Raw genomic sequence first — 12,161 nt, 5'->3', positions numbered from 1 at the left:
GGGCATCCAAAAGTTTCGCAAATAACCTTACGGGATTGCCGGGCGCCCGTCGAGCATCCGGCTTTGCGCTATCTATAGTGCAGAGAGACGCTGTCTTTGCCCAACTGGTCACGCAGGCTTTGCAGCAGATCGTCTGCCGGCTCCACACGCCACTCGTCACCGAGGCGCAGCAACGCTGCCGCATCGGCCCGCTGGTACCCGACCGTAACCGGGCAGCCGCCGCGATACTGCTGCAGCAGCCCTGCCATTCGGCTCAGCGCGGCGGCGTCGTGACGAGTGCCATCGAGGTTCACCCGTACACTGTCGAGCAGCCCGGTACGCGCCTCCTCCAGACTCATCACGCGTTTGGCACGCACCCGCATGCCGCCGGAGAAGTCATCGACCGCGACCTCCCCTTCGACCACCAGCATGGCGTCCTTCTGCAACAACGCCTGCGCCGCATTGTAGGCCTCGGAAAACAGCGACACCTCGATCCGCGCCGATCGGTCATCGAGGGTGATAAAGCCTACCTTGTCGCCGCGCTTGTTCTTCATCACCCGCATGTCGAATACCAGCCCAGCGATGGTCTGGCTCTCGCGCGAAGGCTTCAGATCCAGAATGCGCTGACGGGCGAAGCGGCGAATCTCACGTTCGTACTCGTCAATCGGGTGACCGGTGAGGTACAGACCCAGGGTTTCCTTCTCGCCACGCAGGCGTTCCTTGAAGGTCCACTCGCGCACCTTGCGGTAGGGCTCGTACACATCGCGTTCGGTAGATGGCCCCAGCAGATCACCAAACAGGTCGTCGTGGCCGCTATCGGCGCTGCGCGCGGTCTGTTCGGCCGAGGCAATCGCCTCTTCCATCGCGCTCATCAATGCTGCGCGGTTACGGTCGATCTGCTTCTGATAGGCCTGAACTTCCTCGGCGAAGAACGGCCCGAGGCGATCCAGCGCACCGCTGCGAATCAGCGCTTCCATCACCCGCTTGTTGATACGCTTGAGGTCCACCCGGGCGCAGAAGTCGAACAAGTCGTTAAACGGGCCGCCGGCCTTGCGGGTCTCAACGATGGTTTCGACCGGACCTTCACCCACGCCCTTGATCGCGCCGAGGCCGTAAACCACATCACCGGCGTCATCTACGGTGAACTTGAATTCCGAAACGTTGACATCCGGCGCCTTGATCCGCAGGCGCATGCTGCGGCATTCCTCAATCAGCGTCACCACCTTGTCGGTGTTGTGCATATCCGCCGAGAGAACCGCTGCCATGAAGGGTGCCGGGTAATGGGCCTTCAGCCAGGCAGTCTGATAGGACACCAGACCATAGGCGGCCGAGTGCGACTTGTTGAAGCCGTAACCGGCGAACTTTTCTACCAGATCGAAAATATTACCGGCCAGGTCCGCGTCAATGCCGTTATTGGCGCAGCCTTCGATAAAGCCGCCACGCTGCTTGGCCATCTCTTCTGGCTTTTTCTTACCCATCGCCCGGCGCAGCATGTCCGCGCCACCCAGGGTGTAGCCGGCCATCACCTGGGCGATCTGCATGACCTGTTCCTGATACAGGATGATGCCGTAGGTGGGCTTGAGCACCGGCTCAAGACCTGGGTACTGGTAGTTCGGGTGCGGGTAGGAAATCTCTTCGCGGCCGTGCTTGCGGTTGATGAAGTCGTCCACCATGCCTGACTGCAGCGGGCCCGGACGGAACAGGGCCACCAGTGCGATCATGTCTTCCAGGCAGTCGGGCTTGAGCTTCTTGATCAGCTCCTTCATGCCGCGCGATTCAAGCTGGAAAACGGCTGTGGTTTCCGCCTTTTGCAGCATGCTGTAAGTCGGTGCATCATCCAGCGGAATCAGGTCGATATTGACCAGTTCCTCGTCACTGACGCCCTGCGCACGCTGCTGGCGGTGGATGGTTTCCATCGCCCACTTGATGATGGTCAGGGTCCGCAGACCGAGGAAGTCGAACTTCACCAGACCGGCTGCTTCCACGTCGTCCTTGTCGAACTGGGTAACCAGACCGCCACCGGATTCGTCGCAATACAGTGGCGCAAAATCGGTCAGCTTGGTCGGCGCGATTACCACCCCCCCGGCGTGCTTGCCGACGTTACGGGTAATGCCCTCCAGCTTGAGCGCCATGTCCCAGATTTCCTGGGCTTCCTCGTCGTTGGCGAGGAAATCGCGCAGCATCTCTTCCTGCTCATAGGCCTTGGTCAGCGTCATGCCGACCTCGAAGGGAATCATCTTCGACAGCTTGTCGGCCAGGCCGTAAGACTTGCCCTGCACCCGCGCCACGTCGCGCACTACCGCCTTAGCCGCCATGGTACCGAAGGTGATGATCTGCGAGACCGCGTTGCGGCCGTAGGCGTCGGCTACATAGTCAATGACCCGATCGCGGCCTTCCATGCAGAAGTCGACGTCGAAGTCGGGCATGGAAATACGCTCCGGGTTGAGGAAGCGCTCGAACAGCAGATCGTAGGCCAGCGGATCAAGGTCGGTAATCAGCAGCGAATAGGCGACCAGCGACCCCGCCCCCGAGCCCCTGCCCGGGCCTACCGGCACGCCATTGCCCTTGGCCCACTTGATAAAGTCCATCACGATCAGGAAGTAGCCGGGAAAGCCCATCTGATTGATGATGTCGAGTTCGAAGTTGAGACGGTCGATGTAGACCTGGCGCTTGGCCTCATAGTCCGGCGTGTCCGGCGGCAGAATGACCTTCAGACGCTCTTCCAGGCCCTCGAAGGAGACCTTCTTGAAGTACTCCTCGATGGTCAGACCATCCGGAATGGGAAACTCCGGCAGAAAGTAGGTACCCAGCTGGACATCGATATTGCAGCGCTTGGCAATTTCGACACTGTTTTCCAGCGCCTCGGGGATATCGGCAAACAGCTCGGCCATTTCCTCAGAGGTCTTAAGATACTGCTCCTCGCTGTACTGACGCACCCGGCGCGGATCGTCCAGCGCCCTGCCCTCACCAATGCAGACACGGGTCTCGTGGGCCTCAAAGTCACCGCGCTTGAGAAAGCGTACATCGTTGGTCGCCACAACCGGACAGCCGCTGCGCGCCGCCAGCGCGACGGCGGCGTGCACGTGTTCCTCGTCATTGACGCGACTGGTGCGCTGCAGTTCGAGATAAAAGCGATCAGGGAAGACACCCATCCAATAGGCCAGCAGCTCATCCGCCCGTTTGGGGCTGGAAGACAGCAGCGCGATACCAATCTCCCCTTCCTTGGCTGCCGACAGAGCGATCACGCCTTCGCTGGCCTCGGCAATCCACTCCCGACGAACCGTAACAACGCCGTTGCGCTGGCCCTCGGTATAGCCGCGCGAGACCAGCTCGGTGAGATTGCGGTAGCCCTTGGGGTTCATCGCCAGCAGGCTGATGCGGGTCAGCACGCTGTCGTCTTCGGCATCGGTCAGCCACAGATCAACGCCGGAAATCGGCTTGATGCCACCGCCCATCGCAGCCTTGTAGAACTTGACCAGGCTGCACATGTTGCTCTGGTCGGTAATCGCCACCGCCGGCATGCCCGCCTCGGTAACAGCCTTGATCAGGGGTTTGACCTTGACCAGTCCGTCGACCAGGGAGTACTCACTGTGGACACGCAGGTGAACAAAGGAAAATGACATGGAAATCCTGTTTCAGATGGCGAAGCGTCAGGCAGAGAATTGTAGCGACGGGGAACTGCTGCGGCCAGTCGCAGCATACAGAACGATGTGACCGCTGCAGCCGGTTACCGTTCCAGCGCCTTGCGCACCGGCGCAAAGGAACGACGATGAATGGGTGTCGCACCCAGCTCACGCAGTGCGGCAAGGTGCACCGGCGTTGGATAGCCTTTGTGACCGGCTATGCCATACCCGGGATATTGCCTGTCCAGCTCTTGCATCTCACGATCACGCGCGACCTTGGCCAGAATCGACGCCGCCGCAATTGCCGGCACCCGACTATCGCCCTTGATCACCGGCTCGCTGCGCATCGGCAACGCAGGACAGCGGTTGCCGTCCACCAGCACCAGATCGGGGCGAACCTGCAACCCCGCTACCGCGCGCTGCATCGCCAGCATGGTGGCGTGCAGAATATTCAGCCGGTCGATTTCTTCCACCTCGGCTCGGGCAATACACCAGGCCAGCGCGCGCTCCTGAATCACCGGAAAAAGCGCCTCTCGCCGCGCCTCGGTCAATTTCTTGGAATCATTCAGCCCCTCGATCGGACGGGCCGGATCCAGGATAACGGCCGCGGTAACCACCGCACCACAGAGCGGACCGCGCCCTACCTCATCAACCCCGGCGATCAGCTCCTCGCCAGCCGGCAATGACCAGTCCATGCCGAGCTGACTCACAGGTGTCCGCGCTCGGCGATCAGGTCGGCAACCGCGTCCGCCGCGCACTGATCGGCATCACGACGCAGCATCTGGTGCAGCTGCATGAAGGTCTGTTCTGTTTCGGCTCGCTCTGCGGTCGGCAGCAGGCGGGCCAGCAGCGCCTCGCCCATAGCCTCGGGCGTGGCCGCATCCTGCAGGAACTCGGGAGCCACTTCGCGCCCGGCCAGCAGGTTCGGCAGCGATACATGCCCCACCTTGACCAGCCGCTTGAGGATACGGAAGGTCAGCCCCGCCATACGATAGGCCACCACCATCGGCCGCTTGAACAGCATGGCTTCGAGCGTGGCGGTGCCCGAGGCGATCAATACCGCATCACAGGCAGCCAGCACCTCGTGGGCGCGCCCGTCAAACAGGGTCAGCGGCAACTCAAGTCCGCTCTCGGCGAGAATGGCATCCATCTGCTGACGGCGTTCAGGGCTGGCGCAGGGCATGATGAACTGCAGGTCCGGCTGGCGTTCGAGACACCAGGCGGCGGTCTCAAGGAACAGGCGCCCCAGCTTGCGCAGCTCACCGTTGCGGCTACCCGGCAGCAGAGCGACAACCCGTCCCGCTTCCGGCAGACCCAGCGACTGCCGCGCGGCGGCACGATCCGGCTCCAGCGGGACACGGTCGGCCAGGGTGTGACCGACGCAGCGCACCGCCACACCGTGCCGGCGGTAGACGTCTTCCTCAAAGGGAAACAGGGTCAGCATCAGATCGGTCGACTGAGCGATACCCAGAACCCGCTTCTCGCGCCACGCCCAGACCGACGGGCTGACGTAGTGCACCGTGGGAATGCTCGCGTCACGCAAACGCTGCTCAACCCCAAGGGTGAAGTCCGGCGCATCAATACCAATGAATACGTCCGGCCGCTCCTGCTTGAGGTAATCGACCAGCTCGCGACGGATTCTGAGCAGCTCGCGCAGACGCCCTAGCACCTCGACCAGCCCCATTACCGACAGACGCTCCATTGGCACCCGGGTCTGCATGCCCTCGGCGAGCATGCGAGGCCCTCCGATACCAATAAAGCGTGCATTGGGGAAACGTTGCTTGAGCGCCGCGATCAGCCCTGCCCCCAGGGTATCGCCGGACGCCTCACCGGCAACCAGGGCGATACACAGGGGCTTGTTCGAACGCAACGGGGCGATACCTGACATGTCAGCGGGTAATGCCGCGGGTCGACTCGTTGATGGAGGCACAGTACAGCGCAACTTCCGGGAACTGCTCGGCAGCCTCAGCCAGTTGCGCCATCGCCTCGCTGGTGGTCAGACCCTGACGGTAGACCACCTTGTAGGCACGGCGCAGCGCACTGATCAGCTCGGCGGAATAGCCGCGCCGACGCATGCCCTCGAAGTTCATGCCATGGGCACTGGCCGGGTTACCACCGACCATGACAAACGCCGGAATATCCTTGAACACCGCGGTATTGGCGGCGCTCATGGCAAAGGAGCCGATGTGGCAGAACTGGTGGACTGTAGTGTAGCCACCCAGAATCGCACCATCGCCCACATGTACATGACCGGCGATGGTCGCATTGTTGGCCATGATGATGTTGTCACCAACCACACAGTCGTGGGCGACATGGACATACGCCATCAGCAGATTGTTGCTGCCGATACGGGTGATGCCCTGGTCCTGCACGGTTCCGCGATGCAGGGTGCAGCCTTCGCGGATGATGTTGTTGTCACCAATCACCAGCCGGGTAGGCTCACCCTTGTACTTCTTGTCCTGACACTCCTCGCCCACCGACGCGAACTGGAATATCCGGTTCCCGCGCCCGATGGTCGTCGGCCCCTTGATAACAACATGGGAGGCTACCTGCGTGCCGGCGCCAATCTCGACGTCGGCACCGATATAACTCCAGGGGCCTACCTCGACGTCATCAGCCAGCCGTGCGGCCGGGTCAACAATCGCCAGAGGGTGAATACGACTCATATCTTGCGTTCCGCACAAATGATTTCAGCTGAACAGGCTTCCTTGCCGTCAACGGTAGCACGGCAGGCAAACTTCCAGATACCACGCTTGTCACTCAGATAGCTGGCTTCCAGCTGAAGCTGATCGCCCGGCACAACCGGCTGGCGGAAGCGCAGTTTGTCGGAGCCGACAAAATAATACAGAGTGCCATCCGCCGGCTTTACGCCCATCATCTTGAAGCCGAGCAGGCCGGCGGCCTGAGCCATGGCCTCGATGATCAGCACACCGGGCATGATCGGGTGCTGGGGAAAATGACCATTAAAGAACGGCTCATTGACCGAGACGTTCTTGTAGGCGCGAATGCGCTTGTTCTCAAGATCCAGCTCCTGAACCCGATCCACCAGCAGGAAGGGGTAACGGTGGGGCAGGTATTCTTTGATTTCGTTGATATCCATGTATCGCTGGCCTTGCTGAAAAGGATAAAAGCGCCCCGAACGGGGCGCCACTCAGGCGTTTGATGAGTCGGGGGACTGCCGAGTCACCTGTTCAAGCTGTTTCTCGAGCTGCTGGAGTCGCTTGGCCATACCATCAAGCTGACGGATACGCGCTGCGCTCTTCTTCCATTCGCCAGCCGGCTGCATCGCCGTACCTGAAGAATAGGCACCGGGCTCGGTAATGGAGCGGGTGACCATGGTCATGCCGCTGACGAACACATTGTCGCAGACCTCGATATGCCCGACCATGCCGACACCGCCGGCAATCATGCAGTGGCGACCGATTTTGGTGCTGCCGGAGATACCGACGCAGGCCGCCATTGCCGTGTGATCACCGACCTGCACGTTATGTGCGATCTGAATCTGATTATCGAGCTTGACCCCGTTGCCGATCAGGGTATCGGCCAAGGCGCCGCGGTCGATGGTGGTATTGGCGCCGATTTCGACATCATCACCAATACGCACTCCGCCAATCTGGGCAATTTTCTGCCAGTGGCCAGCCTGATTGGCGAAGCCAAACCCCTCGGAGCCGACTACCGCACCCGACTGAATCACCACTCGCTCGCCAATATGAACGTCGTGGTAAAGGGTCACCCGGGGAGCGAGCCAGCCACCCGCACCGATAGTCGAACGCGCACCGACATAGCACTGCGGACTCAGGGTAACGCCGGCACCGATAACGGCCTCGGCCTCGACAACCACACCGGCGCCAATGCTGGCGCTGGGATCAACCTGCGCGTTCGCTGCCACCACCGCAGTCGGATGAATACCGGCAGCAGCTTTGGGCTTGCGGTCAAAGCGGTGAGACAGGCGAGCGTAGGTCAGATAAGGGTCGGCCACCACCAGCGCATTGCCGGCAAACCCCTCGGCATCGCGCTCGGTCAGCAGGACCGCACTGGCACGCGTGTCAGCCAGGTACTTGCGATACTGGGCGTTGGCCAGAAAAGCGAGTTGGCCGGGGCCGGCATCCTGCAGGGTCGCCAGGCCGAGGATTTCCGTTTGCGGGTCCCCAATAAGCTGCGCGCCGAGCTCTTCAGCCAGGCGCGCAAGGGACAAGGACAGGATTTCGGACATCAGCGGGTGCTATTCAGGCGCTCAATCACCTGACGGGTGATATCGAACTGCGGCTTCACTTCAATCACGCCACCGCGATCGAGTACCAGATCGTAGCCACCGGCAGACAAAACGCCTTCAACTGCGGCATCCAGGCGCGGACGCAGGGTTTCCAGCATCTGACGATCGGACTGGGCCTTGGCCTCATTCAGCTCACGCGACTGCAGCTGGAACTCACGTACCTTCTGACGCAGTTCAAGCTCCAGCTTTTCGAGCTCGGACTGCTCCATCTGACCGCCATCACGCTGCAGGCGCTCCTGCAATCGCTTGGCTTCAGCTTCCAGATTCTTTACGCGTTGCAGCTGCGCACCGAACTGCTTTTCGGCGTCAACCGAGTATTTCTTCGCTGCATCAGACTCCAGCAGCGCCATCTGATAATCCAGCACGGCAATCTTCATCTCGGCAGAGGCCTGGAAACTGGCCAGAGCCAGCAGGGACATCACCGCTACACGCGTAAACTTACCCACTCTAAAACTCCTGATTTCGATACCACGTTGTTATTGGTCTGACGTCAGAACGTCTGGCCGAGAGTGAACTGGAACACCTGGGCGTCGTCGGCCGAATCAGCATTCAGCGGCATGGCCAGACTGAAGCCCAAGGGGCCCAGAGCGGTCAGCCAGGACAGGCCAACACCGACACTGTAACGCAGCTCACCGAGGTCAACATCGCCACAACCGGGATTCTTGTCGCCCTCAACCGTCTTGGTCTGCGTGCACTGGGTATCGTATATGTTACCTACGTCGAAAAACAGGGCCGTGCGCAACGAACGCTGGTCTTTGACGAAGGGGGCCGGGAAGATAACTTCCGCACCGCCAGTGATCTTGATGTTACCGCCAAAGGGCAGCGAGTCCTGATCAGGGTCGTTGACATTCGGGGTACTCTTCGGGCCCAGGGTGCTGTCCTCGAAGCCGCGCACAGAACCGATACCGCCGGCGTAGTAATGCTCGTAGAACGGCATGCGGTCGGTACCGCCAAAGCCGCGACCAAAGCCCAGATCGGTGTGCAGACGCAGGGTCAGGTCTTCAGTCATCGGGAAGAAGCGCTGACCGCGATAATCCATGGTGTAGAACTGCAGATCACTGCCCGGCACGGTCACATGCCAGCTCAGGCTTTGCGAGTGGCCACGATCCGGAAATACGCCGCGATTGAGCGTGCTCTGCGACCAGGAGGCGTCGAAGAACAGGTTGGTAAAGCTGTCCCCTTCGGTATCCAGGAAATTCAAAATCTCCTGCACGGTATAGATACCGCTCTTGATGGTGTCCTGCTGGGCACTCATCCCGAAGGAGATGCGCGAGGTGTCACTGACCGGATAACCGAAGTTGAAGCCGCCACCGAAGGAGTCGACGGCGTAGCTGGTGACATCGACGTCCAGCTCATCGTAGTCGGTAGTCCGGTAGAACGCGTTATAGCCCAGGCTCATGCCATCAACGGTGAAGTACGGATCCAGAAAGCCGAAGGACAACGAGGTCTGATAATCGGAGCGGTTTGCCCCGACACTTACCCGGTTACCGGTACCGAAGAAGTTGTTCTGGCTGATCGAGCCACCGAGGATGATACCGGAGCTCTGGGAAAAACCGAGGCTGGCGGTTACCGAGCCGGAAGGCTGCTCTTCAACGCTGTAATTGACGTCAATCAGGTCGTCGGTGCCGGGTACCGGAACCGTCTCGACATTCACTTCCTTGAAGAAGCCCAGGCGCTCAAGGCGGGTCTTGGACTGATCAATCAGATAGGTTGACGCCCAGCCACCCTCCATTTGCCGCATTTCGCGACGCAGCACCTGATCTTCGGTCTTGGTGTTGCCACGGAAGTTGATGCGATTGACGTAGGCACGCTTGCCCGGGTCGACGTAGAAGGTCACGGCAACCGTCTTGTCTTCTTCGTTGATCTCGGGAATACCGTTGACGCTGGCGAAGGTGTAACCCTCATTACCCAGTCGACGGCTGATCAGGTCGGAGGTAGACGTCATCACCTGGCGGGAGAAAATCTGACCCGGTTCAATCAGCATCAGACGCTTGATCTCGTCCTCACCTACGACCAGATCACCGGACAGACGCACATCGCTGATGCTGTAGCGCTCGCCCTCGGTAATGTTGACGGTGATATAGACGTGTTTCTTGTCCGGGGTGATGGATACCTGGGTCGAAGCCACGTTCATGTTGACGTAGCCACGGTCCAGATAATAGGAGCGCAGCCGTTCCAGATCACCCGACAGCTTCTCGCGGGAATACTTGTCGTCACTGCTCAGGAACGAGAACCAGCCCGACGTCTTCAGCTCGAACAGATCAACGAGATCTTCGGTCTCGAAGACGGTGTTGCCGACGACGTTGATGTGCGAAATCGCCGCAACCGACCCCTCGTCGATGACAATCTTCAAGGCAACCCGGTTACGCGGTTCGGGAATGACCTGCGCCTCGATATCGGCAGAGTAGCGGCCCTGGGATACGTACTGACGAAGCAGCTCGTTGCGCACCCCTTCCAGGGTTGCGCGCTGAAAAATCTCGCCTTCAGCCAGGCCGGCGGCGCTCAGGCCCTTGAGCAGGTCCTCGCTCTTGATCGCCTTGTTGCCTTCCAGCTCGATAGAGGAAATGGAGGGGCGCTCGACCAGGTTGATTACCAGCACGTCGCCTTCGCGACCCAGCTGAATATCCTGAAAGAAGCCGGTACGGAACAGGGAGCGCGTAGCTTCGACCAGTTCCGGATCATCGACTTCGTCACCAATGTTCAGCGGCAAGGCGCTGAATACGCTGCCGGCGGAAACCCGCTGCAAACCATTGACGCGGATATCGGAGATCTGGAAGGCAGCGGCGTGAGCCCCCGGCGCCAATAGCATCGAAAAAAGCGCAGGCAATAGGTAACGTTTCATGAAATCCGTTTTGATCCAGCTGATTGAATTCTTATCTGCCATCAATGGCAGGTCGTGTTCAGGCAGTGCACTTGGTCAGCCGCCCAGGCGGCTAATATCGTTATAAATGGCAAACAGCATGACTCCGACGATCAGGCTCAAGCCGATCTGCAGTCCCCATGTCTGAATTCGCTCGGAGAGAGGCTTGCCCCTGACCCACTCGGCCACGTAATACACCAGGTGACCACCATCCAGAACCGGTATCGGGAGAAGGTTCAAAACCCCCAGACTGATACTCAAGTACGCAATAAAACTGAGAAAACTTTCCAACCCTGACTTGGCAGAGGCGCCCGCCACTTTAGCAATCGTAATCGGACCACTCAAGTTTTTTGCCGAGACCAGCCCTGTCAGCATCTTCCACAGTGAGTCCAGCGTCAGCGCTGTCATTTCCCAGGTTTTCTGCATCGCGACCGGCACAGCGACCAGGGGGTTGTAACTTATCTGGCGCTGCATGTGAGCCGGCATGTCGATCGGCTCGACGCCTGCACCAACGTATCCGACAACCACATCGTCACTTGCCTTGGGACGCGGCGTCAGCGCGATATCAACCAGGCTGCCGTTGCGCTCGACCTGTAATTGCAGGACCTGCTGCGCATTGGCCTGAATGGTCGGCACCACGTCGGTCAGCCAGTCGGATACCGGCTCACCGTCAATAGATAGAATCAGATCGCCAGGCTGCAAACCGGCCTCGGCCGCGGCACCGTCAGGCGCAACCTGGCCGATACGCGGGGGAATTTGAGGCTGCCATCCGGTCAACCCGAGCGCCACCATTGGATCGGGCGCCTCTTCCCCCTTGAGCCAGCTATCGAGGGGCAGCTGGTAACGCTGCTCACTGCCGCCGGAAAAGGGTTTGGCAGTCACATCAATGCTGCCACTCTCTCCAAGACGCCGGATCAGTTGCAGATTGATTTCGTGCCAGCTTCGTGTCGAGGTGCCATCAACAGCGGTAATTTCCAGCCCTTCGTGCATGCCGGCCAATGCAGCAGGGGAACCGGCTGGGACGGGGCCAAGCACTGGCGCCACCGTGCTGAAACCGATCACCGCGACAATCCAGAAGGCGAGGATCGCGAGCAGGAAATTCGCCAGCGGCCCTGCAGCCACAACCGCAATGCGCTGCCTTACCGTTTTGCGATTGAAGGCCTGATCCAGCTCGTGCTCGGCAACCGGCGCCTCGCGCTCGTCGAGCATTTTGACGTAGCCGCCCAGCGGAATGGCGGCGATGGCATATTCGGTTCCGCGCCGATCGTGCCAGCGCAGCAGCGCAGGGCCGAAACCGATCGAAAAGCGCAACACCTTGATGCCGCAGCGCCGGGCTACCCAGAAATGACCGTACTCGTGAATGGTGACCAGCAGCCCGAGAGCGACCACCGTAGCCAACAACGTAGACAGCAGCTCCATTCAGTAC

Annotated in this window: 9 protein-coding genes; all 9 read right to left on the bottom strand. The window is 60.2% G+C overall.

Annotation, left to right across the window (positions count from 1 at the left end; translation table 11 throughout):
* Positions 1-68: 68 nt before the first annotated feature.
* Entirely contained in the window at positions 69-3,602 is a 3,534-nt protein-coding gene (gene dnaE / locus B7O88_RS01380) for a DNA polymerase III subunit alpha (protein WP_088273406.1), read from the bottom strand.
* Between the two features lie 104 nt (positions 3,603-3,706).
* The gene (rnhB, locus tag B7O88_RS01375) at positions 3,707-4,297 is read right to left on the bottom strand and encodes a ribonuclease HII (protein WP_088273405.1); all 591 of its coding nucleotides are present in this window, start codon (positions 4,295-4,297) and stop codon (positions 3,707-3,709) included.
* Between the two features lie 11 nt (positions 4,298-4,308).
* Positions 4,309-5,490 (bottom strand): lipid-A-disaccharide synthase, encoded by a 1,182-nt coding sequence (gene lpxB / locus B7O88_RS01370; RefSeq protein ID WP_088273404.1) that lies wholly within the window; start codon positions 5,488-5,490, stop codon positions 4,309-4,311.
* Position 5,491: 1 nt separating this feature from the next.
* Positions 5,492-6,268 (bottom strand): acyl-ACP--UDP-N-acetylglucosamine O-acyltransferase, encoded by a 777-nt coding sequence (gene lpxA / locus B7O88_RS01365; RefSeq protein ID WP_088273403.1) that lies wholly within the window; start codon positions 6,266-6,268, stop codon positions 5,492-5,494.
* A complete protein-coding gene (gene fabZ / locus B7O88_RS01360; protein WP_088273402.1) occupies positions 6,265-6,702 on the bottom strand; it encodes a 3-hydroxyacyl-ACP dehydratase FabZ in 438 nt (145 codons plus the stop codon). The genes lpxA and fabZ overlap by 4 nt, the downstream gene beginning before the upstream one ends.
* A 51-nt stretch (positions 6,703-6,753) precedes the next feature.
* The gene (gene lpxD, locus B7O88_RS01355) at positions 6,754-7,815 is read right to left on the bottom strand and encodes a UDP-3-O-(3-hydroxymyristoyl)glucosamine N-acyltransferase (RefSeq protein ID WP_088273401.1); all 1,062 of its coding nucleotides are present in this window, start codon (positions 7,813-7,815) and stop codon (positions 6,754-6,756) included.
* On the bottom strand, positions 7,815-8,321 hold the full coding sequence (locus B7O88_RS01350; RefSeq protein WP_088273400.1) for an OmpH/Skp family outer membrane protein: 507 nt from the start codon (positions 8,319-8,321) through the stop codon (positions 7,815-7,817). The genes lpxD and B7O88_RS01350 overlap by 1 nt, the downstream gene beginning before the upstream one ends.
* A gap of 44 nt (positions 8,322-8,365) precedes the next feature.
* Positions 8,366-10,717, bottom strand: a complete 2,352-nt coding sequence (bamA, locus tag B7O88_RS01345) for an outer membrane protein assembly factor BamA (protein WP_088273904.1) — start codon at positions 10,715-10,717, stop codon at positions 8,366-8,368.
* Positions 10,718-10,792: 75 nt separating this feature from the next.
* Positions 10,793-12,154 (bottom strand): RIP metalloprotease RseP, encoded by a 1,362-nt coding sequence (gene rseP / locus B7O88_RS01340; RefSeq protein ID WP_088273399.1) that lies wholly within the window; start codon positions 12,152-12,154, stop codon positions 10,793-10,795.
* Positions 12,155-12,161 lie beyond the last annotated feature (7 nt).

The sequence above is a fragment of the Halopseudomonas aestusnigri genome (assembly GCF_002197985.1).
In the GTDB taxonomy this organism is placed as follows: domain Bacteria; phylum Pseudomonadota; class Gammaproteobacteria; order Pseudomonadales; family Pseudomonadaceae; genus Halopseudomonas; species Halopseudomonas aestusnigri.
The sequence above is the reverse complement of the archived record's forward strand: the minus strand, read 5'-3'. Positions and strand labels throughout refer to the sequence as shown.